This window comes from Phenylobacterium soli, assembly GCF_003254475.1.
Taxonomy (GTDB): Bacteria; Pseudomonadota; Alphaproteobacteria; order Caulobacterales; family Caulobacteraceae; genus Phenylobacterium; species Phenylobacterium soli.
In genome coordinates, this window is record NZ_QFYQ01000001.1 from 2,714,404 (window position 1) to 2,738,651 (window position 24,248).

The following is a 24,248-nucleotide window of genomic DNA, read 5'->3' on the forward strand; positions in this document are numbered from 1 at the left end:
TAGGAAGACCGAGCGCAGCAGTCAAGTATTAGACCTAAGGTTCTTCAAGAGGGGTCGCATGCCAGAGGTGGTTCTGACCGGCGCAGCCGGGCGGATCGAGGGGCGCTATTCCCAGGGCAAGAGCGAGACCGCGCCCGTGGCGCTGATCCTCCATCCCCATCCCAAGGCGGGTGGGCAGATGAACAACCCGGTGACGGTGCAGCTCTTCCACCTGTTCATGAAGCGCGGCTTCTCGGTGCTGCGGTTCAACTTCCGGGGCGTCGGCCGCAGCCAGGGCGAATTCGACGGCGGCATCGGCGAACTGGCCGACGCGGCGACCGCCCTCGACTGGCTGCAGTCGACCAACCCGGCCGCTTCCCAGTGCTGGGTCGCCGGCTACTCGTTCGGCGCCTGGGTCGGCATGCAACTCCTGATGCGCCGGCCGGAGACCGACGGCTTCATCGCCGTGTCGCCGCCGACCAACGCCTACGACTTCTCGTTCCTGGCCCCCTGCCCGGCGTCCGGCCTGATCCTGCACGGCGGCTCGGACACCGTGGTGCCGGCGGTCGACGTCGAGCGCGTCGTCTCCAAGCTGCGCACCCAGAAGGGCATCACCATCGACTACGAGGTGGTGGACGGCGCCAGCCACTTCTGGGCCGAGAACCTGCCGGACCTCGAAAACCGGGTCGGCAGCTATCTCGACAAGCGCCTCCAGGCCCAGCCGGCCTAGCGGCCATGGCGGTCGCGCCCGAAGACGCCATCCGGGCGCGCCGCAAGCTCACCAACAAGCTGATCGCCGCCCACGATGCGGCGCGGCTGAAGCCGTTCTTCGCGTCGGACGCCCGGCTGATCGCCGGCGACGGCGGGCTGCTGACCGGGGCGGCTGCGATCCTCGAAGCCTTCGCCGGCCAGTTCGCCGATCCCGACTTCAGGACCTATGTCCGCGAAACCGCGAGCGTCGAGCTCGATGCGGCCGGCGAGCGCGCGGCCGAAGCCGGCCGCTGGACGGCCTACTGGGCCGCCGGCGAGATGAGCGGGACCTACCTGGCATCCTGGCGCAAGGTCACCGGCCAGTGGGTCATCGAGAGCGAACTGTTCGTCACCCTGGCGGGGTAGCCGCCGGCTCAGACCCGGCGATCAGGTCGCGGCGACGCGCCAGATAGGCCCCGACGAGGTCCATGAAAGCGCGGACGCGGGCGGTGCGACGCAGGTCGGCGTGGGTGACGATCCAGAGCTCGCGGTCGAGCTCGGAGAGCGGCTCCGGCAGGGCGCGCTGCAGGCGGGGCTCGGCGTCGCCGAGAACGCACGGCAGCAGGGCGACCCCCAGACCGGCGCAGGCGGCGACCATCTGGTTGACCACGCTGCTCGTCCGGTAGACGACCGCCGCCTCCGGCACATGGCGCTCGAGCCAGTCGGCGGAATTGACGCCGCGCCCGTCCGCGTCCCAGCCGACGAAGGGGTGAGCGCCGAGATCGGCCGGATCGAGCGGGCCGTGGACGGCGAGCAGCGCCGGGGCGGCGTAGAGGGCCCAGGCGGCGTCGGCCACCTTGCGCCCGTGCAGGGCCGGTTCGCGCGGGCGGGCCGCGCGGATCGCCACGTCGGCCTCGCGCCGGGAGAGGCTGAGGGCGCGATTGTCGATGAGGAGGTCGACGACCACGCCGGGATGGACGGCGCGGAACGCGCCGACGGCCGGGGTCAGAAGACTATAGGCGACGCTCTCCGAGCAGGTGACGCGAAGCCGGCCGCTGAGGCGCAGGTCCGCCCCCAGGAGATCCCGATCGAGCGCCTGGGTCTCGTGCTCCACCCGCTCGGCCGCCTCGGCGATACGCGCCCCGGCCGAGGTGGCCGCGTAGGCGCCGGCCGGAAGCCGCTCGAACAGGCGCACACCGAGCCGCTGCTCCAGGGCCGCCAGCCAGCGGAAGGCGGTGGAATGGACGACGCCGAGGCTTCGGGCCGCCGACGTGAGGGATCCGGTGCGCACGATGGCCAGCACCAGCCGAAGGTCGTTCCAGTCGTCCACGACTTGCAATCCTGCAAGGGCTATTTGCAGTTATACAGATCGCCTTGCAACAACACCAGGCCTAGACCCGACCCGGATCTCGAATGGAGGGACGGCGATGCGGCGGCTGTGGTGGACGGGACCGGGCGAGGTGGTCTGGCGCGAGGCGCCGGAGCCCGAGATCGCCGCGGCGCACCAGGCGATCGTCCAGCCGATCGCGGCGACCACCTGCGATCTGGACGTCATGATCCTGCGCGGGACGACGCCCTTCGCCGCGCCGATGGCGCTGGGCCATGAGTGCGTGGCGCGTGTCGTCGCCCTCGGTGCGGAGGCCAAGGGACTCGCCGTCGGGCAGATCGTGGCCGTGCCCTGGCACGTCTCCTGCGGCGCCTGCCCGCGGTGCCGCCGGCGGCTGCCGAACACCTGCTCGAGCTTTCCGCCTGGTGCGATGTTCGGCATGGACGTGGGCGGCGACTTCGGCAGCTTCTTCTCGGACCTGGTGCTCGTCCCCCATGCGACGGAGATGCTGGTCCCCCTACCCGACGGGCTCGACCCGGCCGTCTGCGCCGCGGCGAGCGACAACCTGCCGTTCGGCTACGAGCTGACCGTGCCCTACCTCGCCGAGCGCCCGGGCGCGGAGGTGCTGGTGATGGGCGGCGTGGGCTCGGTCGGGCTCTATGCGGTGGCCTACGCCAAGGCGGCCGGCGCCGACGAAGTCGTCTATGTGGATACCGCGCCTGACCGTCTCGAGCGGGCGGAGGCCTATGGCGCGCGCGTCGTTCAGGGCCCGCCGCCGCGGCGCATGCCGCGGAGCTTCCCGATCACGGTCGACGCCAGCGGCACGGATGCAGGCCTGAGATGCGCGATCAGCTCGACCGAGCCGGAGGGGCAGTCGGCCTCGGTGGGGACCCACTGGAGCGATGTCGCCTTCCCGATGCGTGAGATGTACGCCAAGGGCCTCAGCTTCTACACCGGTCGCGGGCGCGGACACCCGAACATCGCCGCCGCCCTCGCCTTCGTGGCCGACGGTCGGGTGGATCCGCGCGGCGCGATCACCGACTTCGCCGCCTTCGACGAGGCGCCGCGCAGGCTGGCCGAGCCGAGGATGAAGACCGTCTTCGTCCGCGACTAGCGGCGGCGGCCGCGGGGCTTGGCCCTGACCCTCCCGACCACCTCCTGTACCGCGGCGATCACCACCTCCGGCGCGTCGATCTCGATGTTGTGGCTGGAGTTCGGGACCGTGCGATGGACGCCCCGGCGCGACAGGGCCGCGGTGGCCCGGTGCAGGGCCAAGCCCTGGGCCTGGTCGAGCGCGTCGAGCGGATCATCGCTCGGCTCCTCCACATGGGTCAGGACCACGACCGGCCGCTCCCCGAGCACGCCCGGCTTGAAGAGGCGCGCGTAGGCGGCGTCGCCGCTGTGATCGGCGTAGACGCTGGCGGCGAACTCCGAAGCCTGAGCCGCCTGGTAGGCGGCGCTCTTCTGGACCTCGACGCGGGCGGCGGCGATCTCCGGACCAAGGCGCGGCCGCACCGGGTCCGTGCAGCGCCGATAGAGGTCCGATGCGGGATCGAGACCGGCCTCGCGCGCGGCGGTCCCGCAGGACTGGAAATGGTCAACGAGGCGGGCGAGGAACCGCTGGTCGAGCAGTTCGGCCTTGGCGGCGGTGCGGGCGCCGAAGCGGGCGTTGGCGAGCGCCCGGGTGCGGTCCCAGGTTCGATCCTCGGCCGGGTCGAGCAGGACGAGGCCGGCGATGTCTTCCGGATAGAGGGTCGCGTAGAGCTTGGCGTCGAAGCCGCCGAGGGAGTGGCCAACCAGCACCAGCGGACGCGCGAGGCCTGCGGCGCTCACCAGGGCGTGGAGGTCCTCGACCACGGCGATGGGCGAGCGCGGCGCGGCGGCCGGGTCGCTGTATCCCAGGCCGGCGCGGTCGTAGGCGCAGGCCGTCGTGCCGCGGCCGACGGCCGGCTGGACCAGGGCCCAAATGGCCGACCAGTCGCTGCCACCGGCCTCGAAGAGCACGGTCGGGCCGCCCTGCCCCATGCAGACGAGATTGAGGCGGCGGCCCTTGGCGACCTCGACCCTGTGCTGGGGTCCCAGGTATGGCCGTACGGCCTCCGGCCGGGGCGGCGGCGGCTCGGCCGCGATGGCCGCGCCGGCGGCCAACAGCGCGAGCAGCGCGCCGGCGAGCGCGGCAGGGAAAGGGCGCGACATCCTAGAGCTCGACCGCATGGGTAGCTGTGCGCACATCGCCGGTGTTGGGCGTGCCGGCCGGATCCAGCAGGATGAGCTTCACAAGCCCCCGCCGGGCGGCGGGCCGATGTTCCACGCCGCGCGGCACGACGAGCATCTCGCCCGGGCCGACGACCACCGTGTGGTCCCGGAAATCCATCTCGAACTCACCTTCGAGGATGATGAACAGTTCGTCCGTCTCGTCATGCCGATGCCAGACCCACTCGCCGTCGGTCTTCACCAGGCGAACCTCGTTGTCGTTGTAGCGGGCGACGATCTTGGGCGCCCAGATCTCGTCGAACTGGGCCATGCGCTCGGCGATATTGACCCTCTGGGGGCGGCTGGAATCGATCATGGCGTCTCCTCTGGTCCTTAGCTGAGCAGTGGATTCGGAGGCTCGCCAGTGTCGGGTTCGCCAAAGTCCGCGCCGTTTCGGCCATGTGGAGTGGCGAAATCGCGCGCAAAGACGTCTGATGCGCCACTGTTCGCGACGAGCCGGCCGGCTTAGCCATGACCTCCGGCGAGCAAGGCCGGTCCGAGGAGCCCCGTCCATGTTGCCGACCACGATCCTGGCGCTCGAGACCGCCCTCGCCTCCAGCGTGACGATCACCATCGACGTCATGGCGATGGCCAACCGCATCTGCCTGGCTGCGGGCCGCCCGCCGGCGTTCGACGTGCGCCTGGTCGGCTCCGGCGCGGCCCTGTTCCGGCCCTTCCTGGCCGTCCCCGAGGCGCAGCACGAGCGGCCCGAACTGATGATCGTCCCGGCCCAGGGGTTCTCCAAGGCGGACTGCTATCGCACCCGGCTGGCCGAGCCGGACGCCCGCGAGGGGCGTGAGCTGGTGGCCGAGGCCGTGCGCGGGGGCGCCCACGCGGCGAGCTCCTGCACGGGAACCCTGCTCCTGGCGGCTACCGGCCTCCTCGACGGACGGCGCGCGACCACGGCCTGGTGGCTGGCCCCGGCGTTCCGGGAGCTGTTCCCGGCGGTCGAGCTCGACACCGCCGAACTGATCCTCAGCGACGGTCCGCTGACCACGGCCGGCGCCGCCATGGCCCAGATGGACCTGATGGTCGGCCTGGTCGCCCGCTACGCCGGGGCAGAGACGGCCGAGGCATGCGCCCGGCGCATGGTGCTCGACGAGCGGCGCTCGCAGCTGCCCTACATGGCGATCGGCCTCCTGGCCGCCGCAAGCGACAGCGTCGCCCGGGCCGCGGCCTGGGCCCGTCCGCGGCTTGCCGAACCGATCGGGGTCGGGGACCTGGCCCTGGCCGCAGGGCTCTCGGCCCGGACCTTCGCCCGGCGGGTGAGCGCCGCGACCGGCCTGTCGCCCATCCGCTTCCTGCAGCAACTGCGCGTCGAGCGGGCCATCGAGCTGATCGAGACCACGCAGCTCTCTTTCGAGGAGGTGGCCTTCCGCGTCGGCTACGCCGAGCCCTCGACCCTCAGGACCCTGATCCGCCGCGGCGCCGGGCTTGGCCCCCGCGACCTGCGGGCGCGCGCCCAAGGACGGACCCGGGGCCGGCCTCGGGACCCGATGGAGGTGAACGCCGCCGCGCCTGCACCTTGAGCATCCTCAGGCGGTCACCGGCGCCTCGGCGGCGGGCGCGCCGGTGCGCCGGCGGTGCGGCGCCAGGCGGTGGAGGACCAGGGTCGCCAGCAGGGCGACGGCCGTGCCCATCGACCAGCCGGCCACCACGTCGGTCGGCCAGTGGACACCGAGATAGACCCGGCTGACGCCCACCGCGAGCACCAGGGCCGCGGCGACGCCGAGGATCAGCACCTTGGCGGGGCGGCTGGCCTCGCCCGCGGCGAGGATGCCCGCGAGCGTGAAATAGACGATCGGCGACATTGCCGAGTGGCCGCTCGGGAAGCTCGCCGAATAGACCTGGTCGAGGTGCGGCACGAGGTCGGGCCGGTCGCGGCCGACCAGATGCTTGGTGAGCTCCGCTAAGGCCTGCCCGAGCAGCACGGCTGCCGTGAACACCACGGCCTGGATGCGCCGGCGGTGCAGCAGCAGCATGACCACGCCCACGACCACCACGAGCGTCAGGACCGAGAAGCCGCCGAGCGCGGTGACGTCGCGCGCCGTCTCCTGCAGCCACCTAGGCCCCACCGGGACCGCGAGGTCGCCGGGCCGGCGCAGGGCTAGCAGGATCGAGCGGTCGAACCTGTAGGTGTCGCCCTCGCGAACCTCGCCCATCACATGCAGGAAGGCCCAGAGGAAGGCGGACACCCCGGTCAGGCCGATGAGCAGCCGCAGCTCGGTGCGGACGAGGTGCATCGCCCAGGCCCGCGCGGACCACGGCTGTGCGGTGGATGTCATGACGCCGAAAGGCGCGTGCCGAAAGCCGGTTCCATCGCCAGGCGGGCCGCGGCGCCCGGCCGGGCACGATCCGTCCCCCCGCGCGTTCTGGCCGGCGACGGAAACGCGAGGCTGAAGCTTATGATGCGGATTGCCGGTCTGATCGGGGGCGGCGTAGCGATGGCAGGCGTGTTCGCCGGTGTGGCGTCGGCGGGCGAGCCGCCGCCGGCCCTGCAGAAGGCGTTCACGGGCACGATCATCTCGACCTATCCCGACGGACGCACCGCCGAGCTGTGGCTGCATCCGGACGGCACCTACACCTCCGAAGGGCGCCGCCACGACCGCCACCAGGGTCGCTGGAGCATGCGCGGCGACAAGGTCTGTTTCCGCCGCCTGGTGTTCACCTACTGCACCGCCATTCCGGACGGCACGGCCTTCACCACCAAGGCGGTCACCGGCGAGACCATCCACGTTCGCCTGGAGCCGGGACGCCGGAGCGAACGGGCTCCGCAGCAGGGCGCGGCGCGGACCGGCTGAGCGCCGCCCGGCACACCCGCAGGGCGGCGCGGCGGCCCTCCTCGCTGAAAACCACGAAACGCGCCCCGAGGAAGTTGATCGCCCAGGCGGTGACCGATCCCGCCAGAAAGGCGACCCACGCGCGGCCGACGATCGGCCGGTGGGAGCCCTGCAGGGCGACGAAGACGCAGTAGTTGCAGAGATTCCCGAAGGCGCTGTTGGTCATGTAGGCGCCCCAGAGGCCGAAGAAGCGCTCGCGGGTGAGCGCCTTGAAGACGAACCGGCCGTTGATCAGGAAGGTCACGTGCATCGCCACCACAAGGGCGATGAGGCGCGCCGCCCACGGCCGCAGTCCCGCATCGAGCCCCAGGTGCAGGGTGGCGGCGCTGAACACGAAGCCGATCAGGGACGCGCCGGTGAACTTGGCCAGCAGCCGCCGTCGGCGGGCCTGGGGGACCGCGGGCTCTTCCATGGCGAGGGGAACGTGGCCGCGCCGGCCGGGTTGCCGGCAACCGTCGCCGTCGGAGCGACGTTGAGCCCGGCGTGCAGTCAGAGCTTCACGACACGAAACTTCGCGACAAGGGCGCGGCGGCGATCCGCAGGGTGCACGCCGTGGTCAATCCGAGTTCCGGCGGCGTCGGGCCGGAGGCGGCGGCGGAGCTCGAGGCCCTGCTCGCCGAACTTGGCCTGGAGCACCGGGTGAGCGAGCTGAACCCCGAGGCCTGCGAACGCATCGCGCGAGGCGCGGTGGACGCCGGACCGGACCTGGTGGTGGTGCTGGGCGGCGACGGCACGGCGCGGCTGGTGGCTGAGATGTGCGGCGCCGAGGGACCGCTCGTCGCGCCGCTCGCCGGGGGCACCATGAACAAGCTCGGCCGCGCCCTCTATGGAGCCGCGCCCTGGCCCGAGACCCTGAGGGATCTGCTGGAGGCGGGGCAGCCGCGGTGGGTGCCGGCCGGTGAGATCGAGGGCGAGGCCAAGGCGGCGGGCGGCTCGCGCGCCTTCTACTGCGGCGCGGTCCTGGGCTCGCCGGCCCTTCTTGCGCAGGCGCGGGAGGCGATCCGGGCGCGCGCGATCCGCAGGGCCTGGCGGCAGACGGTGATCGCCCAGCGCAGGGCGTTCCGCGCGCGCGTCTCCTACCAGCTGAACGGCGAGATCGGCCGCGGCGTGGCCGTCAGCCTGATTTGCCCGACCATCGCCCAGGACGAGGCCGCCGAGGCCCTGAAGGCCGCCGTGCTCGACCCGCCCGATCCGGACGCGGGCGCCGCCGCCGGCCTCCGGCTGGTGGTGAGCAATCTCTCCGGCGACTGGCGACAGGATCCGCACGGCGCCCTTCCATGCCTGACCGGGCGGGCCTGGGCGCGCACCCCCATCCCGGTCATGCTCGACGGCGAGTTCTTCCGGTTCGGCCGGCGCGTGGAGTTCCGCTTCAGGTCGCAGGGTTTCCGGGCGCTGTCGCGGCCGATGGAGGCGGCGAGTATGGCCCACGGCCTCTGCGCCTAGGGTCCGCTATTCCTCTCCCGTCCATGGCGCAAAACGCGGCGGGCGGCGCTCGATGAAGGACGTCGCGCCCTCGGTCGCGTCGGGGTGGGCCAGCGCGACGGCCATCAGGGCTTCGGCGTCACGGGCCGCGTCCTCGAAGCCGGTCTCCAGATGACGATGGACCTCAGACTTGATGACCGCGAGGGCGCGGGGCGAGGTGTGGGCGGCCAGGTCGGCGGCGTAGGCCTCGACCGTCGCCAGCAGGTCCGCGCCGGGGACCAGCCGGTCCGCGAAGCCCAGGCGATAGGCCTCCGCGCCGTCGATCCGGCGGGCGCTCCATAACAGGTCGAGGGCCCGCGAGAGGCCGATCATGCGCGGCAGGAGCCAGCTGGTTCCGTGCTCGGCGATCAGGCCGCGCTTGGTGAAGACCGTGGTCAGAGCGGCCTCTTCGGCCATGAACCGCAGGTCGCACATCATGGCGAGAACGAAACCGCCGCCCGCGGCGGGGCCGTTGATGGCGGCGATCACCGGCTTGGAGATGTCGAGCAGGAAGCTGAACAGGGCCGGATTGCGCGGCCGCTCGCCCAAGGGCCCGCCCTGTTGGGGCCGGCCGCCGCTCGCGTAGTCGGCGAGCACCTCCATGTCGATGCCGGCGCAGAAGCCGCGGCCCGCGCCGGTGATGCAGAGGGCGATGACCTCGGGGTCGGCCTCGGCCCCGCGGGCCAGCCGCTCGACCTCGGCGATCATGCCCAGCGTCAGGGCGTTGAGCGCGTCGGGGCGCTCCAGGCGGATGACGCCCAGCGGCCCGCGCCGGCTGTAGCTGACCTGGACGGCGGGCGCGGCGGACATCGCCCGCCCGCCTCAGGCGTTCGCCGGCCAGGCGCGGGTGAGCTCCAGGCCCTTCATCTCGCCCTCGGCGCGCCAGTCCTCCAGCACCTTGACGAAGGCGACCGGGCCGGCGCCGTAGGAGGAGTTGCGGCGGACCATGGCCTGCACGTTGCCCTCGTTGTTGTAGTAGCCGGGGGTGCAGTCGGCGAGGAACTGCTCGCGCATCACAGAGAGCTTCTCGATGGTCTCGATCCAGGCGTCCTCGGCGTCCTTGGAGGCCTCCACCGCGGCGACGCCCTCCGACTGGCAGCGGCCCAGGATGTAGCCCAGGTGCTTGGCCTGCTCGTTGATCATGTGCGGGAAATTGGCCGAGAAGCCGGACTGGGTGTTGGAGATGATGAAGCAGTTCGGGAAGCCGTGGCTGTGCAGCCCGTGCAGCGTCGCCGCGCCGTCGCGCCACTTCTCCGTCAGGGTCAGGCCGCCCTTGCCGTAGACCTCGTAGCCCGAGCGGCGGGTGTAGTCGGTGCCGACCTCGAAGCCGGTGGCGTAGACCAGGCAGTCCAGCTCGTACTCCTTGCCGCCGACGACCACGCCCTTCTCGGTGATCCGCTCGACGCCCTGGCCTGCGGTGTCCACCAGCCTGACGTTGTCGCGGTTGAAGGTCGGCAGGTAGTCGTCGTGGAAGCACGGCCGCTTGCAGAACTGGTTGTAGTAGGGCTTCAGCGCCTCGGCGACGGTGGGATCCTGGACGATGGAATCCACCCGGGCGCGGACCTGCTCCATCTTCTTGAAGTCGGCGAGCTGCATCAGCGAGGCCGGATCGTCGACCTTCTCGCCGGCCTCGGCCTTCTTGCGGGCGAGCAGCAGGATGTTGCCGATGATGTCGGTCCAGCCGTCGTTGACTAGGTCCTTGTCGGCGAAGCCGCCGCTGACGAGGATGTTGAAGTTGTCCATCCGCTCCTGCTGCCAGCCGGGCTCGAGGCTGGCGGCCCAGTTCGGATCGGTCGGCCGGTTGTTCCGAACGTCGATGGACGAGGGCGTCCGCTGGAAGACGAAGAGCTGCTTGGCCCCTTCGCCCAGGTGCGGAATGCACTGCACGGCGGTCGCGCCGGTGCCGATGATGCCGACGACCTTGTCCTTCAGCTTGGTCAGCCCGCCGTTCGAGTCGCCGCCGGTGTAGTCATAGTCCCAGCGGCTGGTGTGGAAGGAGTGGCCCTTGTAGCTCTCGATGCCCGGGATGCCGGGAAGCTTCGGGCGATGGAGCGGTCCGTTGGCCATGACCACGAACTTGGCGTGCATGCGGTCGCCGCGGTTGGTCTCGATGATCCAGCGGCCGACCGCCTCGTCCCAGCGCAGGGCCTTCACCTCGGTCTGGAAGCAGGCGTTGCGATAGAGGTCGAACTTCTCGGCGATAGCCCTTGAATGCCGGAGGATTTCCGGCGCGCGGGCGTACTTCTCGACCGGCATGTAGCCGACCTCTTCGAGCAGCGGCAGGTAGATATAGCTCTCGATGTCGCAGGCCGCGCCGGGGTAGCGGTTCCAATACCAGGTGCCGCCGAAGTCGCCGCCCTTCTCGATGATCCTAATGTCGGAAATGCCGGCCTCACGCAGGCGGGCGCCGACCAGGAGGCCGCCGAAGCCGCCGCCGATCACCGCCACGTCGACCTCGTCGGTGAGCGGCGCGCGGGTGAAGCCCGGCTGGACGTAGGGATCTTCGAGGTAGTGGGCGAACCGGCCGGCGATCTCGACGTACTGGGCGTTGGCGTCGCCGCGCAGGCGCTTGTCGCGCTCGGCGATGTACTTGGCCTTCAGGGCGTCGGGATCGAACCCGAGATCGTCAGCGCCCCCGGTCGTGATCGCAGCGTCGTCAGCCATGGCCGTACCCCTTGTTCCGGGGGGAAGCGTGCCGGTTCAAACAGGCGTTCGCAACCCTGACGTTGGGTGAACGCGCCGGCGCTACGGCTTTGGCGGATAGCGGTGGCGAGCGCCGTTGGGATCCTCGACCTCCTGGCCATGGACATAGTCGGGCCCGACCGGGACCTTGCCGTGGCCGCCCGGGATATCGAGGACGTAGGTGGGCTGGCAAAGCCCCGAGACCCGGCCGCGGATGGCCTTCATGAGCGCCTGCCCCTCCCCGATCGAGGTCCGGAAGTGGGACGTGCCGGGCGCCAGGTCGGCGTGGTGCAGGTAATAGGGCTTGATGCGGGTCTCCACGAAGGCGCGCATCAGGGCCTCGAGGGTGGCCGGATCGTCGTTGACGCCCTTCAGCAGGACGCTCTGGCCGAGCATGGGAATTCCGGCGTCGACGAGCCGGGCGCAGGCGGCGCGGGCGGCGGGGGTCAGTTCGCGCGGATGGTCGGCGTGGAGGGCGACATAGACGGCCTTGCCGCCGCGCATCAGCGCCTCGACCAGCGCCGGCGTCACGCGACCTGGGTCGACGGCCGGCACGCGGGTGTGGAAGCGGACGACCTTCACATGGTCGACAGCCGACAGCCGATGCATCAGGTCGGCGATCCGCCGCGGCGAGAGAATGAACGGATCGCCGCCGGTGACGATCACCTCCCACACCTCGGGATGGGCGGCGATGTAGGCGAAGGCCGCGTCGAGCTGGCCGGCCGAGAGCGGGCGCTCGCCGTCCGGCCCGACCATCTCGCGCCGGAAGCAGAAGCGGCAATAGACCGCGCAGGCGTGGTTCGCCTTCAGCAGCACCCGGTCGGCGTAGCGGTGGACGATGCCTTCGACCGGCGAATGGACCCGGTCGCCCACCGGATCGGCGGATTCCTCGGGGCGGAGGTCGAGCTCGGCCTCGGTCGGCACGAACTGGCGCGCGATCGGATCATCGACCGCCTCGACCAGCTCGGCCATGGGCGCGGTGATGGCCACGGCGTACTTGTCGGCCACGCGGGCGAGCGCCGGCAGGTCGGCGGCGTCCACGAGGCCGGCTTCAGCCAGGGCCTCCGGCGTGCGGAGCGTATGGCGGGTCATGGCGGGCGGATATGGCGCCCGCCCGACCTTAGGGCAATGACCGGCGCTGACGCCGCGGTCAGTGACGCAGGCTGTCGGGCACCTTGCCGCCGTTCTCTGCCAGCTTCTGCATCACCGCATGGTGCAGGGCGATGTTCTCCTCGGCGCTGCCGTCGGCGCCGACATGGACATTGAGTTCGTCGGCGAGCTCCTTGCGCGCGGAAAGGCTGGAGTCGAGATCGAGCACCTTCAGGAGGTCGACGATGGAGGAACGCCAGTTGCCGCCGCCGCCCTTCTCCTGAGCCATCTCCGCGAGCACCTTCTCGACGTCGATGTCGGACATGGTCGCTGGGCGCTGCTGCGGAGCGGCCTGGGCGGCGGCGGGCGCCGCCGGTTGCGGCGCAGCCTGGGGCGCGGCCTGAGGCGCAGGCCGGGGCGCAGCGGGCGCGGGCTTGGCGGCCGCGGGGTGGTGGAAGATCTTGTCCATGATCGAGCTGAAGATGCCCATGGCGCACGCTCCTCGTCGGCAGGTTCGAAGTGGCCGGGCAAACCGGCCTCCCCCGCCTTCGGTTCCATCATTTGAAAACCGATGAGGGGCGGAACAGGCCTCGATCCGTCGGGGTTCTCGCCGCGGCCGGAAGGCGGCAGACAACGAGGAGAATACCATGGGCTTGCTGGATCAGATGATGGGCGCCGCCTCGGGCGGGCATCCGGAGCGCAAGCCGGGACTCGGCTCGACGGTCGCGGCGGGGGTTGTCCTCGCCCTGCTCGTGAAGGGTGTGCGCCAGTACCAGGCTAGCCATGGCGGCGTTCCTGGTAGAGCGCCGACCGAGGGGCGCACCTTCGATCCGGGCGCGCCGGCCGCAGCCGGCCAGGCGGGCGGCGCCGGCGGCGGCCTGCTCAGCGGCCTCGGCGGGATCCTCGGCGGCGCGGGCGGCGGGCTCGGCGGCATGATCGGCTCTCTCGGCGGCGCCGGCGCCCTGGGCGCCCTCGTCAGCCGCTTCCAGCAGAAGGGTTACGGCCAGCAGGCCAACTCCTGGGTCGGTTCGGGCCAGAACGCGACCATCGCGCCGCACGAGGTGGAGGACGCCCTGGGGCCGGAGGCGGTGAACGCCCTGCAGCAGCAGACGGGGCTGGAGAAGCCGCAACTGCTCAGCGAACTGTCGCGCGAGCTGCCTCAGGCGATCCACGAGGCGACGCCGCAGGGACGCCTGCCGCAGGACGATGACGAGCTGCACGAAGCGGCGCGTCAGCCGGCGGCGAACGGCTGAAAACGAAGCGTCGGCTCACGGAGTTCTGAAGGCCAAGCTCGGGACCTGAGGCAGGGCTCGCGGGTTTTCCGGCCGAAGACATTCCGGAGTCGGCCATGCGTCACCAGCCCCTCGAGCAGATCCTCGCCCACGCCACGGTGCTGGAAGCGCCGCGGCGACTGTCGCGCCGTGAGCGCCTGCTGCGCTGGGCCGAGCTGCTCAGGCGGGAGGACTGGAAGCTGCTGCAGCCGCTGCGGTTCGTGGAGTTCTATGCGCCGAGCGAGCGGGGCCGCCTGCGCGGCGAGCAGACGCCGCTGGCCATCGCCTTCGCCGATCCGGTGCTGCGCGAGGACGGGCTCAGCGGCGACCGGCTCGGCGACATCGAGGCCTATTTCGGTCTCTCCGACCGCGAGGCGCACTTCCTGCTGTGCGACTGCCATTGGCATGGGCAGATGACCGGCCGGGCTGCGGCCAAGCGCGTGCGCGCGGTGGCCAGCACCAATCCGATCAGCCGCCTCTGGTTCGAGCTGCGGGCCGGCTAGTCCGGGACCGGCGCCCAGATCACCTGATCGATGCGCGCGGCGCCGGCGGCCAGCATGACCAGCCGGTCGAAGCCGAGCGCCCCGCCGCTGGCCGGCGGCATGTGGGCGAGCGCGGCCAGGAAGTCCTCGTCGAGGGGGTAGCGCTCGCCATAGACGCGGGCCTTCTCGTCCATCTCGGCCTGGAAGCGGCGGCGCTGCTCGGCCGCATCGGTGAGCTCGCCGAAGCAGTTGGCGAGTTCGACGCCGCAGGCATAGAGCTCGAAGCGTTCGGCGACGCGAAGATCGGCGGGCTTGGGGCGGGCGAGCGCCGCCTCCGAGACCGGGTATTCGCAGAGGATCACCGGCCGCCCGAAGCCGAGGTTCGGCTCGACCTTCTCCACCAAGACCCGGCTGAAGACATCGGCCCACGTGTCGTCAGAAGCGATGCGGATCCCCTGCCCAGCCGCGTCGCCGGCGAGGTCGGGGCTGAAGAGATCGAGACCGGCGTAGCGGTCGAAGGCGTCGGCGACGGTCACGCGCTCCGGCTCGGCGAAGGGATCGGCGTCGCGGCCCCGGAAAGTGAGCAGTCTCGCCCCCGTCGCCTCCGCCGCGAGGCGAAGGAGGCTCGCGCAGTCGGCCATGATCGCTTCGTAGGGGGCCTCGGCGCGATACCATTCGAGCATGGTGAACTCGGGATGGTGCAGCGCCCCGCGCTCGCGGTTGCGCCACACGCGCGCCAGTTCGAACAGCTTCGTCTCGCCGGCCGCGAGAAGCTTCTTCAGGGCGAATTCCGGCGAGGTGTGCAGATAGAGCGGCCGCCCCGCGCCGTCCGGGCCGATCGCCTCGGTGCGGAAGGCGTGCAGATGCGCCTCGTTGCCCGGTGAGACAGCGAGCGCGGAGACCGCCGTCTCGATGAACCCCTGATCCTCGAACCAGCGGCGGACGGCCCCGGCGATCCGCTGGCGGGCCAGGAGGAACGGCCGACGGTCGGCATGGCGCTCACGGCCCCACCAGGGGGAGCTCTGCGAAGATGTTTCGAGGTCTTTCACGGGGTGCGACAGGCGAAGGGCTGGCGATTTCGGGCAGGATCGCTATAGGGGCGCGACCGACAATTGATGAGCGGAATCGCGCGGCAAGACACGCACGGTCCGCCGGCGCATCGAGGAAGAAGACGTGAAAGTCATCGCTAGCTCCCTTCGCAAGGGGAACGTGGTCGACCTGGAAGGCAAGCTCTACGTCGTCCTGCAGGCCCAGAACATCCACCCCGGCAAGGGCACGCCGGTGACCCAGCTCGACATGCGCCGGATCTCCGACGGGGTGAAAATCTCCGAGCGCTACCGCACGACCGAGACCGTCGAGCGCGCCGAGGTGGACGACCGCGAGTACACCTTCCTCTACCAGGACGGCGAAGGGTTTCACTTCATGAACCCGCAGACCTACGACCAGCTGGTCGCCTCGCCCGACGTAATCGGCGACGCTCACTACTACCTGCAGGACGGCATGGCCGTGCACCTGTCGACCCACGAGGGCGTGCCGATCTCCATCGATCTGCCGCGCCTGGCGACCTTCGAAGTGGTCGACACCGAGCCGTCGGTGAAGGGCCAGACGGCGTCCTCGTCCTACAAGCCGGCGATCCTCTCCAACGGCCTCAAGACGCAGGTGCCGCCCTACATCACCGTCGGCACCAAGATCGTGGTCCTGACCGAAGACGGCTCCTACCAGGAACGCGCGAAGGACTGAGGCTCGAGATGCTCCCCCTCAGGGGGAGCCGTCGCACAGCGACTGAGGGGGGTCGAAAGGCAGAGCGTCTGACGCTCGTGGGCGCGCCCGCTCGTGGGCTGCGCCCCCTCCGACCCGCCGGGCCACCTCCCCCTGTTGGGAGGATTGACCAGGTGCGGCTCTCCGGCGATACCTGACGCATGATCGGAAGCCGCCCCCTCGCCGGCCGCTATTACCGCCTGCCCTAGACGCAGGCGATCGATCCCACGCGCCTGCCCTCCCCGGCCGGCGCGCTTCTCCAGAGCTTCTGAACGAGACGCCGGCCCTTCCATCCAAAAGGAGCCGCCATGTCCCTCGATAACCCAGCGTCCAGCGTGCTAGACGCCCGCCACCGAAGCCTCGCCGAGCCGATGATGTCCGAGACCAATTTCAAGTCCGAGTTCCTGCGCACCATGCAGGCGCGCGGCTACATCCACCAGATCACCCATCCGGAGGAGCTGGACGAGGCCGCCTCGAAGGGGATCATCACCGGCTACATCGGCTACGACGCCACCGCGCCGAGCCTGCACGTCGGCAACCTGATCACCATCATGATGCTGCGCCGGCTGCAGCAGAGCGGCCACAAGCCCATCGTCATCGTCGGCGGCGGGACGACCAAGGTCGGGGACCCGTCCGGCAAGGACGAGACGCGCCAGCTGCGCACCGAGGACGAGATCAAGGCCAACATCGCCAGCCAGAAGCAGGCCTTCGCCAGGTTCCTGACCTTCGGCGACGGCCCGAGCGACGCCATGCTCGTGGACAACGACGAATGGCTGTCCAAGCTCGGCTACATCGAGTTCCTGCGCGAGTTCGGCGTCCATTTCACGATCAACCGCATGCTGACCTTCGACTCCGTGAAGCTGCGGCTCGAGCGCGAGCAGCCGCTGACCTTCATCGAGTTCAACTACATGCTGATGCAGGCCACCGACTTCCTTGAGCTGGAGCGCCGCTACGGCTGCATGCTGCAGATGGGCGGCTCGGACCAGTGGGGCAACATCGTCAACGGTGTGGAGCTGATCCGCCGCGTCGACCAGAAGGCCGCCTTCGGCCTGACCACGCCGCTGCTGGCCACCTCGTCGGGCGCGAAGATGGGCAAGACCGCCCAGGGGGCGGTGTGGCTCAACGCGGACCTGCGCAGCCCGTACGACTACTGGCAGTTCTGGCGAAACACCGAGGACGCCGACGTCGGCCGCTTCCTGAAGCTGTTCACCGACCTGCCGCTCGACGAGATCGGCCGGCTGGAGAGCCTGCAGGGCGCGGAGATCAACGAGGCCAAGAAGGTGCTGGCCACCGAGGCGACGCGCATGCTGCACGGCGACGAGGCGGCGGAGGCGGCGGCCGGGGCGGCGCAGGCCGCGTTCGAACAGGGCGCCTTGTCCTCGGACCTCCCGACGCACGAGGTGGCCAAGGCCGAACTGGAGGCCGGGATCGTGCTGGCCGCCCTCGCCCACGACGCCGGTCTGGCCGGTTCGCGCGGTGAGGCGCGTCGCTTGGCCCAGGGCGGCGGGCTGCGCGTCAACGACAGGGCCGAGAGCGACGCCAACCGCCTGATCACCACGGCCGATCTCGCCGAGGGCGTCATCAAGCTGGCGGCGGGCAAGAAGAAGATCGTCCTGGTCAAGCCGGTCTGAGGAGAGAGCGGATGAGCGTCACCGAAGGCGCCGCGGCGCCGGAATTCGAGATGGAGACCCTGGAGGGCCCGGTGAAGCTGGCGGACTTCGTCGGCAAGACCCTGGTTCTCTATTTCTACCCGAAGGACGACACGACCGGCTGCACCAATGAGGCCAAGGCGTTCACCGAGCTCTCCGGCGAGTTCGCGAAGGCCGGCGCCGTGGTGCTGGGCGTCTCCAAGGACAGCCTCGCCGCCCACCGCAAGTTCACCGACAAGTACGGGCTCAAGGTGCGGCTGGGCTCGGACCCGGAAGGCGCGACCATCGAGCGCTACGGCAGCTGGGTGGAAAAGAGCCTCTACGGGCGCAGGTACATGGGCATCGATCGCTCCACCTTCGTGATCCGCGACGGCGTCGTGCGGAAGCTCTGGCGCAAGGTGAAGGTCGCGGGCCACGCCGAGGCCGTGCTCGCCGCGGTGAAGGCGCTCTAGGCAAGCCGACGGGAATCGCGCGATTGAGCGGGACGGCTTCGCACCCGGTGCGAACAGTCGTCGCGGGGCTCTGCCCGCGCCGTTAACTTTCTTGCAAGCCTGAAAAATCTGGCCGCATATCGCTCCGTCCGAACGGGCCGGGGGGCGCCAGATCATGAAACACCGCGTCGCGCAGCTGCGCCGAGCGCTGAACGAGACCGTTGCCGGCCTCTTTCCCGAGCGGCACGTCTACGTCCGTTCCGGCGGGGTGATGAAGGGCTACGCCCTCTCCCCGCGCAAGCAGATGCTGATGGCCGGCGGGCTCGCTGCGGCGGCGATGTGGATGGGGGTCTGCACCGCGGCCATGCTGGCCAATGCGCTGTCGGCGACGGCGCAGGATCGCGAGGTCGCCCGCACCCAGGCCAAGTACGAGCGCTGGATCGCCGACCGCCAGGCGCGGCTGACCGCGGCCGTGGGCCAACTCAACGCCACCGGCGGCACTACTCAGCAGCTGGCGGCCGCGGCGGAGAAGCGGCACGCGGCGCTGGCGATCCTGCTCACCCAGATGAAGGCGCAGCCGGGCGCCGTGCAGGCCCTCAGCCCAGCGATCACCAAGGCCCTGACCGGCGGCGATGCCACGCCGACAGGGCGCATCGAACGGGTGCAGCTCAGCCAGGAGCAGCTGCTGGAGGCGGCCGACACCTACGCCAAGAGCCGCGCCGACCGGCTGCGGCTGGCCTTCCGGCTGGCGGGACTGACGCCCTCGGCCTACCTGCCCAAGTCCGGCGGGCTCGGCGGGCCGCTGATCGAGGCCAAGGATCCCCGGGCGCTCGCCGCCGTGCTGGACGTCGACCCCGATTTCGCCGAGCGGGTGCAGCGGGCGGCCGGCGACCTGTCGGAGGCCCAGGCGCTGGAGGCGGCGGCGCAGCGGCTGCCGTTCGCACGCCCGACCAGCGATCCGGAACTGTCGTCGAGCTATGGCGTGCGGGTCGATCCGTTGACCCGGCGCCTCGCCTTCCACTCGGGCCTCGACTTCCCGGGCGGGCGGATGAGCCCGGTGGAGGCCACCGGCCCGGGCGTCGTCGCCTTCACGGGCCAGCGGGCGGGCTATGGCAACACGGTCGAGATCGACCACGGCGGCGGGCTGAAGACCCGCTACGGCCATCTGGCGGCGATCTCGGTGAGGGTGGGCGAGCGGGTGGCCGTCGGCCAGCGCCTCGGCGGCATGGGCTCGACCGGGCGCTCGACCGGCACGCACCTGCATTACGAGGTCTGGTTGAACGGCCGGCCGATGAACCCCGACCGCTACCTGCGCGCCGGGGCCATGACCCGGCAGGCGGGCTGATCCCCTCTCCCCTGCAGCGGCAGAGGAGACCTAGGCGTCGAGGGTCGAGCCGCGGGTGGCCCCGACGCGCTGGGCGAGCGAGGCGCCCATGAAGGTGTCGAGGTCGCCGTCGAGCACCGCCTGGGTGTCGGAGGTCTCCACCTCGGTGCGGAGGTCCTTCACCATCTGATACGGCTGCAGCACGTAGGATCGGATCTGGTGGCCCCAGCCGATGTCCGTCTTCTGCTCCTCGATGGCCGCCTGGGCGGCTTCGCGCTTTTCCAGCTCCAGCTCGTAGAGGCGCGCCTTCAGCATCTTCCAGGCCTGGTCGCGGTTCTGGTGCTGCGAGCGCTGCGTCTGGCAGGCGACCGCGATGCCGGTCGGGATGTGCGTCAGGCGCACGGCCGAATCCGTCTTGTTGACGTGCTGGCCGCCGGCCCCGGACGCCCGGTAGGTGTCGGTGCGCACGTCGGCGGGGTTGATCTCGATCTCGATGTTGTCGTCGACGACCGGATAGACCCAGACCGACGCGAAGGAGGTCTGGCGCCGGGCGTTCGAGTCGAACGGCGAGATCCGCACCAGGCGATGGACGCCGGCCTCGGTCTTCAGCCAGCCGTAGGCGTTGGTTCCCTTCACCTGCAGGGTGACGGACTTGATGCCGGCCTGTTCGCCCGGCGTCTCTTCGAGGACGTCGACCTCCATGCCGTGGTCGTTCGCCCAGCGCGAGTACATGCGCAGCAGCATGTTGGCCCAGTCGTTGGACTCGGTGCCGCCGGCGCCGGCGTTGATTTCCACATAGGCGTCGTTGCCGTCGGCCTCGCCGGAGAGCAGCGCCTCGAGCTCGGCCCGGGCGGCGCGGTCCTTGATCGCCTTCAGCTGGCCCCGGGCCTCCTCGAGCAGGGCCTCGTCTCCCTCTTCGTCGGCCAGTTCGGCGTAGCCCACGGCGTCGGCCAGGTCGCGTTCCAGCGACTGGACGGCGCTGACCTGGTTGGCCAGACGCGTGCGCTCGCGCATCACCGCCTGCGCTTCTTCCGCCTTGTCCCAGAGGGTCGGGTCTTCGACCCGGGCGTTCAGCTCATCGAGCTTTCGTAGGGCGACATCCCAGTCAAAGACGCCTCCTGAGCAGTTCGATCGACTGCTCGATGTCGGCCTTGGCGGCCTCGACATCCGCTCTCATGGAGAGACTCCCAAACAAACAGGGCGCGGGAGATAGCCCGCCGGCCCCCTCAATACAATCCGCTGACGTCGTCGGCCGGCTTCTTGGGCTTCTGCGCCGGCTGGTTCGGCGCGATGGCGCTCGGCGGGACCAGCGGCAGCTGGTTGTAGGGGATCGGGCCGATCGGATTGGCGCCTTCGGGCGCGATCGCGACCTTGGGCTCGGTGCCCGGGCGGAAGGCCTCGCGGATGCCGCGGACCATGGCGAACTTGGCGTTGGCCGGGGCCACGAAGTCGTCCGGCGGATAGCCCTTCAGCGCTTCCTGCATGAACTCGACGAAGATCGGCACCGCGGCCACGGAACCGGTCTCGCCGTTGCCGAGGCTGCGGTTGTCGTCGAAGCCGACGAAGACGCCGACCACCATCTTGGGCGAGAAGCCCATGAACCAGGCCGAGCGGTAGTCGTTGGTCGTGCCCGTCTTGCCGCCGACGGGACGGCCGAGCACCAGGGCCTGGGTTGCGGTGCCGCGCTGGACGACGCCCTGCAGCATCGAAGTGATCTGGTAGGCGGTGATCGGGTCCATCATCTGGGCGCCGGCCTGCGGGATGCGCGGGCTCTCGTCGCCCGAGAAGCCGGCGTCGCAGCGCGGGCAGTCGCGGCCGTCGGCGCGGAAGATGGTCTTGCCCTCGCGGTCCTGGACCATCTCGATGAGGTGCGGCTCGACCTTGCGGCCGCCGTTGACGAAGGACGAATAGGCGCCGGCGAGCTTGAACACCGTGGTCTCGCCCGAGCCGAGGGCCATGGCGAGCACCTTGTCCATGTGGTCGGTGACGCCGAGCTTCTCGGCAAGGCCCGCGATCTTGCTCATGCCGACGCCCTGCGCGAGGCGCACCGTCATGGTGTTGCGCGACAGCTCAAGGCCGCGGCGGAGCTGCAGCGGGCCGTAGTACTTGCCCTCGTAGTTCTCAGGGCTCCAGACCTGTCCGTTGGCGCCCGGCAGGGTGATCGGGGCGTCGAGGACGACGCTGGCGGGCGTGTAGCCGCTCTCAAGCGCCGCGGCGTAGACGATCGGTTTGAACGCCGAGCCCGGCTGGCGCACCGCCTGGGTGGCGCGGTTGAAGCTGGAGAGCGAGAAGGAATAGCCGCCGACCATCGCGAGCACCCGGCCGTTCTGCGGATCCATGGCCACCAGGGCGCCGTTGACGACCGGGACCTGCTTCAGGCGGAAACCCGGCCCACTGTCGGCGGGCGCGACCCAGATGAGGTCGCCTGAGCCGATCCCCTTACCGGCCCGCGCCCAGGCGACGTCCTCGCCGGCCAGGGCGCCTGCCTGCCCCTCGATGGTGCGGACCTGGACCGAGCCACCGCCGACGCCGGTGACGACCGCGGCGCGCCAGGTGCGGCGTTCGGCCGGGCGGGCCGACTTCTTGGCGACCTGCTCCCAACCGGTCAGGGTGGTGACGTGCCCCCAGGCGCCGCGCCAGCCGTGCCGGCGGTCATACTTCTCCAGGCCATCCATCAGCGCGGTGCGGGCCGCGCTCTGCAGGCGCGCATCGAGGGTGGTGCGCATGTAGTAACCGCCCTCGTTGATCCGCTCGCCCAGGGTGGCGAGGCCGCGGCGGCGCACCTCTTCGACGAAGTAGTCGGCGTCGCGGTACTTGGCGCGGGTCGGCTCCGGCTGGACCTTGAGGTCCTCGGCCTTGGCCTGGGCGGCCTGCTGGGGCGTGATCCAGCCGAGCTCGGCCATCTGGTCGATGACCCAGTTGCGGCGGGCCATCGCTTGGGCCTTGCGGCGGATCGGGTGGTAGTTGTCGGGCCCCTTGGGCAGGGACGCCAGATAGGCGCATTCGGCGATGTCGAGGTCGGAGACCGACTTGCCGAAGTAGTTGTAGGCCGCGGCGCCGACCCCGTAGCTGCGGTAGCCCAGCCAGATCTCGTTCAGATAGAGCTCGAGGATCCGCTCCTTCGAGAGGCTGTGCTCGAGCTGGCGGGCGATCATCGCCTCCTTCAGCTTGCGGCCGATGGTGGCGTCGTTGGTCAGCAGGATGTTCTTGGCGACCTGCTGGGTGATCGTCGACCCGCTCTCGAGCCGCCGGCCCTGGGCGATGTTGACGATGTCCTTCGCGCCCGCGCGCACGATGCCGCCGTAATCCACGCCCCCGTGCTGGAAGAAGTTGTGGTCCTCGGCCGCGAGGAACGCCTGGGCGAGCCGCGGCGGGATGTTGTCATAGGGGACGAAGATGCGGCGCTCGCGGGAGAACTCGCCGATCAGGGTGCCGTCCCACGCGTAGGCGCGGGTGGCCGTCGGCGGATGGTAGTCCGCCAGGTCCGAGGCGTCCGGCATGTCGTGGAACAGCCAGGCGGCCCAGATCGCCGTCGCGAAGCCCGCCACGGCAATGAGGCTGAGCACGGCGACGCCGGTGACCACGACCCATCTGGCGGGGGGATTCAAGGTAAGCCGACCTCCCGGGGACGCCCGATCCCCTCGAAGGTCTCGTCTAGCGTGCGTCGGGCCGGGCGCCAACGGCCCTGAGCCCTCCCCGCGTCACCGCGACGCGAGGCGGGCGGTCTCGCCGAAGTAGTCGTCGATGGAGTCGCCGACGGCGTTCATCATCCGCTGGCGCTGGGCCGGGTCGCGCAGCATGGCCTCGTCGTCGGGATTGGAGACGAAGCCCATCTCCAGGAGGACGGCGGGAACTTCCGGGGCCAGCAGGACCATGAAGCCGGCGTCGCGGTGGGTGCGGCGCAGCAGGTCGGTGCGGTCCTGGATGTGGCTCACCAGCGTCTCGGCGAAGGCCGCCGACCGGTTCTTGGTCGCCCGCTGGGTGAGGTCGAAGAGGATGTCGCGCACGCCGCGGTCGCCGGTCAGGCTGGCCTTCATGTACCAGTCGTCGCGGCTGACGAACTTGGTGGCGCGCATCGAGGCCTTGTCGGATAGGGTGTAGACGCTGGCGCCGCGGACCTCCGGATTAGGGCCGGAATCGGAGTGCAGCGAGATGAAGAGATCGGCGCCGGCCCGCTGGGCGATGCGCACCCGGTCGGCCAGCGCGATGTAGACGTCGGTGTCGCGGGTCAGGACCACCTTGTAGCGGCCCGAGCGCTCCAGCCGGGCCTTGAGGGCCTGGGCAGCGGCGAGGTTGACGTCCTTCTCGAAGCCCTGGACGCCGCGCGCGCCGGGATCGTGGCCGCCGTGGCCGGCGTCGATCACGATGGTCCGCTTCATGGACAGCATCGGGGTCGGCGTCTTCACCGGCAGGAAGTTGGCGCGCAGGGCCACCACCTTGGGCGCGGCGGCCTTGGTGAGCTTGACGTCCTCCGGCGCCAGGGGCGCGACGTCGATCACATAGCGATAGTGGTCGATCCCGTCGGCGGGCGGCAGCAGGAAGCGGCGCTTCACCTTGGTGTTGGGGGCGATGTCCATCTGCAGGCGGGCGGCCGCCCCCTGCTGGTCGACCAGCCAGCGCTTGACCAGCGCCTGGCCCTCGCCTTGCTGGCCGTCGCCGGCGGTGACGTCGCCGAGCAGCAGGACCACCCGGCCGTCGGCCGAACCGTCCGAAACCAGCTTGCCGGAGGTGGCGTGGTCGAGGTCGATGACGATCCGCGTCTGGGTGGCGTCGCCGCCGAGGCGGACCTTCTGCAGGCCGGCGGCGGCGGTGGCCGCATGCGAGGCGGCGACGGCGACGAGGCCGCCGGCGGCCACGGCGGCGACCAGCGCCGCGCGCATCGGACCCGCCTTCACAACCTTGCTCAACCTACCCAGCACAATCAGCCGTCCCGGCGCCCGTCTCGCGCGATCTAGCAGAAAGCCCCATATAGAGGGTCAGCGGGTGGACAAAGGGTTAACCAGGTCTTTCCG

At 70.7% G+C, this 24,248-nt stretch carries 25 protein-coding genes; 12 read left to right on the forward strand and 13 right to left on the reverse strand.

Features of this window, described 5'->3' with window-relative positions:
• Nucleotides 1-58: 58 nt before the first annotated feature.
• Nucleotides 59-709, forward strand: a complete 651-nt coding sequence (locus DJ017_RS13505) for an alpha/beta hydrolase (protein ID WP_111529205.1) — start codon at nt 59-61, stop codon at nt 707-709.
• Nucleotides 710-714: 5 nt separating this feature from the next.
• Nucleotides 715-1,095 (forward strand): YybH family protein, encoded by a 381-nt coding sequence (locus DJ017_RS13510; RefSeq protein ID WP_111529206.1) that lies wholly within the window; start codon nt 715-717, stop codon nt 1,093-1,095.
• Here the strand turns inward: DJ017_RS13510 and DJ017_RS13515 are convergent.
• Nucleotides 1,079-1,999, reverse strand: coding sequence for a LysR family transcriptional regulator (locus DJ017_RS13515; protein WP_111529207.1), 921 nt, complete (start codon nt 1,997-1,999; stop codon nt 1,079-1,081). The two genes, DJ017_RS13510 and DJ017_RS13515, sit on opposite strands and share 17 nt — an antisense overlap.
• Before the next feature lie 97 nt (nt 2,000-2,096).
• On the opposite strand from DJ017_RS13515, the gene DJ017_RS13520 reads away from it, so the two are divergent.
• Nucleotides 2,097-3,110, forward strand: a complete 1,014-nt coding sequence (locus DJ017_RS13520) for a zinc-dependent alcohol dehydrogenase (protein WP_111529208.1) — start codon at nt 2,097-2,099, stop codon at nt 3,108-3,110.
• On the opposite strand, the gene DJ017_RS13525 is transcribed toward DJ017_RS13520, so the two are convergent.
• Both DJ017_RS13525 and DJ017_RS13530 read right to left on the reverse strand, forming a co-directional pair.
• Complete coding sequence (locus tag DJ017_RS13525; RefSeq protein WP_165830624.1) at nt 3,107-4,192, reverse strand: alpha/beta fold hydrolase; 1,086 nt, start codon at nt 4,190-4,192, stop codon at nt 3,107-3,109. The two genes, DJ017_RS13520 and DJ017_RS13525, sit on opposite strands and share 4 nt — an antisense overlap.
• A 1-nt stretch (nt 4,193) precedes the next feature.
• Entirely contained in the window at nt 4,194-4,565 is a 372-nt protein-coding gene (locus DJ017_RS13530) for a cupin domain-containing protein (protein ID WP_111529210.1), read from the reverse strand.
• 196 nt (nt 4,566-4,761) lie between these two features.
• Here DJ017_RS13530 and DJ017_RS13535 point away from each other — a divergent pair, with 196 nt between their 5' ends.
• On the forward strand, nt 4,762-5,778 hold the full coding sequence (locus tag DJ017_RS13535; RefSeq protein ID WP_165830625.1) for a GlxA family transcriptional regulator: 1,017 nt from the start codon (nt 4,762-4,764) through the stop codon (nt 5,776-5,778).
• Nucleotides 5,779-5,784: 6 nt separating this feature from the next.
• Here the strand turns inward: DJ017_RS13535 and DJ017_RS13540 are convergent, their stop codons facing one another.
• Nucleotides 5,785-6,534, reverse strand: a complete 750-nt coding sequence (locus DJ017_RS13540; protein WP_165830626.1) for a phosphatase PAP2 family protein — start codon at nt 6,532-6,534, stop codon at nt 5,785-5,787.
• Nucleotides 6,535-6,693: 159 nt separating this feature from the next.
• On the opposite strand from DJ017_RS13540, the gene DJ017_RS20410 reads away from it, so the two are divergent.
• Nucleotides 6,694-7,050 carry a hypothetical protein gene (locus DJ017_RS20410; RefSeq protein ID WP_165830627.1) on the forward strand — a complete coding sequence of 119 codons (357 nt, stop codon included), beginning with the start codon at nt 6,694-6,696 and terminating at the stop codon, nt 7,048-7,050.
• Here the strand turns inward: DJ017_RS20410 and DJ017_RS13545 are convergent.
• On the reverse strand, nt 6,965-7,501 hold the full coding sequence (locus DJ017_RS13545; RefSeq protein WP_111529213.1) for a GtrA family protein: 537 nt from the start codon (nt 7,499-7,501) through the stop codon (nt 6,965-6,967). The two genes, DJ017_RS20410 and DJ017_RS13545, sit on opposite strands and share 86 nt — an antisense overlap.
• Nucleotides 7,502-7,572: 71 nt before the next feature.
• Between DJ017_RS13545 and DJ017_RS13550 the strand changes: the two genes are divergently transcribed.
• On the forward strand, nt 7,573-8,532 hold the full coding sequence (locus DJ017_RS13550; RefSeq protein ID WP_111529214.1) for a diacylglycerol/lipid kinase family protein: 960 nt from the start codon (nt 7,573-7,575) through the stop codon (nt 8,530-8,532).
• Between the two features lie 6 nt (nt 8,533-8,538).
• Here DJ017_RS13550 and DJ017_RS13555 read toward each other — a convergent pair whose 3' ends face one another.
• From DJ017_RS13555 to DJ017_RS13570, 4 genes are all read right to left on the reverse strand, one after another.
• Complete coding sequence (locus DJ017_RS13555) at nt 8,539-9,360, reverse strand: enoyl-CoA hydratase-related protein (RefSeq protein WP_111529215.1); 822 nt, start codon at nt 9,358-9,360, stop codon at nt 8,539-8,541.
• Between the two features lie 12 nt (nt 9,361-9,372).
• A complete protein-coding gene (locus DJ017_RS13560; protein WP_111529216.1) occupies nt 9,373-11,214 on the reverse strand; it encodes a flavin-containing monooxygenase in 1,842 nt (613 codons plus the stop codon).
• Nucleotides 11,215-11,295: 81 nt separating this feature from the next.
• A complete protein-coding gene (locus tag DJ017_RS13565) occupies nt 11,296-12,324 on the reverse strand; it encodes a lysine-2,3-aminomutase-like protein (protein WP_111529217.1) in 1,029 nt (342 codons plus the stop codon).
• 58 nt (nt 12,325-12,382) lie between these two features.
• A complete protein-coding gene (locus DJ017_RS13570; protein WP_111529218.1) occupies nt 12,383-12,811 on the reverse strand; it encodes a DUF3597 domain-containing protein in 429 nt (142 codons plus the stop codon).
• Nucleotides 12,812-12,968: 157 nt separating this feature from the next.
• On the opposite strand from DJ017_RS13570, the gene DJ017_RS13575 reads away from it, so the two are divergent.
• Nucleotides 12,969-13,574: a YidB family protein gene (locus DJ017_RS13575; protein WP_111529219.1), complete on the forward strand. Its 606-nt coding sequence runs from the start codon at nt 12,969-12,971 to the stop codon at nt 13,572-13,574.
• Between the two features lie 95 nt (nt 13,575-13,669).
• On the forward strand, nt 13,670-14,095 hold the full coding sequence (locus DJ017_RS13580) for a hypothetical protein (RefSeq protein WP_111529220.1): 426 nt from the start codon (nt 13,670-13,672) through the stop codon (nt 14,093-14,095).
• Here DJ017_RS13580 and epmA read toward each other — a convergent pair.
• Complete coding sequence (gene epmA, locus DJ017_RS13585) at nt 14,092-15,123, reverse strand: EF-P lysine aminoacylase EpmA (RefSeq protein WP_111529221.1); 1,032 nt, start codon at nt 15,121-15,123, stop codon at nt 14,092-14,094. The two genes, DJ017_RS13580 and epmA, sit on opposite strands and share 4 nt — an antisense overlap.
• A 124-nt stretch (nt 15,124-15,247) precedes the next feature.
• Here epmA and efp point away from each other — a divergent pair, with 124 nt between their 5' ends.
• From efp to DJ017_RS13605, 4 genes are all read left to right on the forward strand, one after another.
• On the forward strand, nt 15,248-15,814 hold the full coding sequence (efp, locus tag DJ017_RS13590; RefSeq protein ID WP_111529222.1) for an elongation factor P: 567 nt from the start codon (nt 15,248-15,250) through the stop codon (nt 15,812-15,814).
• Nucleotides 15,815-16,206: 392 nt separating this feature from the next.
• Nucleotides 16,207-17,463: a tyrosine--tRNA ligase gene (gene tyrS, locus DJ017_RS13595; protein WP_377284590.1), complete on the forward strand. Its 1,257-nt coding sequence runs from the start codon at nt 16,207-16,209 to the stop codon at nt 17,461-17,463.
• A gap of 11 nt (nt 17,464-17,474) precedes the next feature.
• Nucleotides 17,475-17,933, forward strand: coding sequence for a peroxiredoxin (locus DJ017_RS13600; protein ID WP_111529224.1), 459 nt, complete (start codon nt 17,475-17,477; stop codon nt 17,931-17,933).
• 154 nt (nt 17,934-18,087) lie between these two features.
• Nucleotides 18,088-19,257, forward strand: coding sequence for a M23 family metallopeptidase (locus DJ017_RS13605; protein WP_227000137.1), 1,170 nt, complete (start codon nt 18,088-18,090; stop codon nt 19,255-19,257).
• 30 nt (nt 19,258-19,287) lie between these two features.
• On the opposite strand, the gene prfB is transcribed toward DJ017_RS13605, so the two are convergent.
• From prfB to DJ017_RS13620, 3 genes are all read right to left on the reverse strand, one after another.
• Nucleotides 19,288-20,413, reverse strand: a protein-coding gene (gene prfB, locus DJ017_RS13610) for a peptide chain release factor 2 (protein WP_111529225.1) whose coding sequence is annotated in 2 segments (ribosomal slippage) — nt 19,288-20,343 and nt 20,345-20,413 — 1,125 coding nt in all. Because the reading frame shifts where the segments join, the coding sequence is not laid out codon by codon here.
• A 49-nt stretch (nt 20,414-20,462) separates the two neighbouring features.
• Nucleotides 20,463-22,844: a penicillin-binding protein 1A gene (locus DJ017_RS13615; protein ID WP_111529226.1), complete on the reverse strand. Its 2,382-nt coding sequence runs from the start codon at nt 22,842-22,844 to the stop codon at nt 20,463-20,465.
• Nucleotides 22,845-22,937: 93 nt separating this feature from the next.
• On the reverse strand, nt 22,938-24,116 hold the full coding sequence (locus DJ017_RS13620) for an N-acetylmuramoyl-L-alanine amidase family protein (RefSeq protein ID WP_165830629.1): 1,179 nt from the start codon (nt 24,114-24,116) through the stop codon (nt 22,938-22,940).
• Nucleotides 24,117-24,248 lie beyond the last annotated feature (132 nt).

What these genes read in the sequence shown, in the direction of transcription:
- DJ017_RS13570 (WP_111529218.1), bottom strand. Translation starts at nt 12,811, where the DNA reads ATGGGCATCTTCAGCTCGATCATGGACAAGATCTTCCACCACCCCGCG.
- DJ017_RS13580 (WP_111529220.1), top strand. Translation starts at nt 13,670, where the DNA reads ATGCGTCACCAGCCCCTCGAGCAGATCCTCGCCCACGCCACGGTGCTG.
- DJ017_RS13560 (WP_111529216.1), bottom strand. Translation starts at nt 11,214, where the DNA reads ATGGCTGACGACGCTGCGATCACGACCGGGGGCGCTGACGATCTCGGG.
- DJ017_RS20410 (WP_165830627.1), top strand. Translation starts at nt 6,694, where the DNA reads ATGGCAGGCGTGTTCGCCGGTGTGGCGTCGGCGGGCGAGCCGCCGCCG.
- DJ017_RS13535 (WP_165830625.1), top strand. Translation starts at nt 4,762, where the DNA reads ATGTTGCCGACCACGATCCTGGCGCTCGAGACCGCCCTCGCCTCCAGC.
- DJ017_RS13575 (WP_111529219.1), top strand. Translation starts at nt 12,969, where the DNA reads ATGGGCTTGCTGGATCAGATGATGGGCGCCGCCTCGGGCGGGCATCCG.
- DJ017_RS13530 (WP_111529210.1), bottom strand. Translation starts at nt 4,565, where the DNA reads ATGATCGATTCCAGCCGCCCCCAGAGGGTCAATATCGCCGAGCGCATG.
- DJ017_RS13505 (WP_111529205.1), top strand. Translation starts at nt 59, where the DNA reads ATGCCAGAGGTGGTTCTGACCGGCGCAGCCGGGCGGATCGAGGGGCGC.
- DJ017_RS13545 (WP_111529213.1), bottom strand. Translation starts at nt 7,501, where the DNA reads ATGGAAGAGCCCGCGGTCCCCCAGGCCCGCCGACGGCGGCTGCTGGCC.
- DJ017_RS13540 (WP_165830626.1), bottom strand. Translation starts at nt 6,534, where the DNA reads ATGACATCCACCGCACAGCCGTGGTCCGCGCGGGCCTGGGCGATGCAC.
- DJ017_RS13565 (WP_111529217.1), bottom strand. Translation starts at nt 12,324, where the DNA reads ATGACCCGCCATACGCTCCGCACGCCGGAGGCCCTGGCTGAAGCCGGC.
- DJ017_RS13520 (WP_111529208.1), top strand. Translation starts at nt 2,097, where the DNA reads ATGCGGCGGCTGTGGTGGACGGGACCGGGCGAGGTGGTCTGGCGCGAG.
- DJ017_RS13600 (WP_111529224.1), top strand. Translation starts at nt 17,475, where the DNA reads ATGAGCGTCACCGAAGGCGCCGCGGCGCCGGAATTCGAGATGGAGACC.
- DJ017_RS13555 (WP_111529215.1), bottom strand. Translation starts at nt 9,360, where the DNA reads ATGTCCGCCGCGCCCGCCGTCCAGGTCAGCTACAGCCGGCGCGGGCCG.
- tyrS (WP_377284590.1), top strand. Translation starts at nt 16,207, where the DNA reads ATGTCCGAGACCAATTTCAAGTCCGAGTTCCTGCGCACCATGCAGGCG.
- DJ017_RS13605 (WP_227000137.1), top strand. Translation starts at nt 18,088, where the DNA reads ATGAAACACCGCGTCGCGCAGCTGCGCCGAGCGCTGAACGAGACCGTT.
- DJ017_RS13510 (WP_111529206.1), top strand. Translation starts at nt 715, where the DNA reads ATGGCGGTCGCGCCCGAAGACGCCATCCGGGCGCGCCGCAAGCTCACC.
- DJ017_RS13525 (WP_165830624.1), bottom strand. Translation starts at nt 4,192, where the DNA reads ATGTCGCGCCCTTTCCCTGCCGCGCTCGCCGGCGCGCTGCTCGCGCTG.
- DJ017_RS13620 (WP_165830629.1), bottom strand. Translation starts at nt 24,116, where the DNA reads ATGCGCGCGGCGCTGGTCGCCGCCGTGGCCGCCGGCGGCCTCGTCGCC.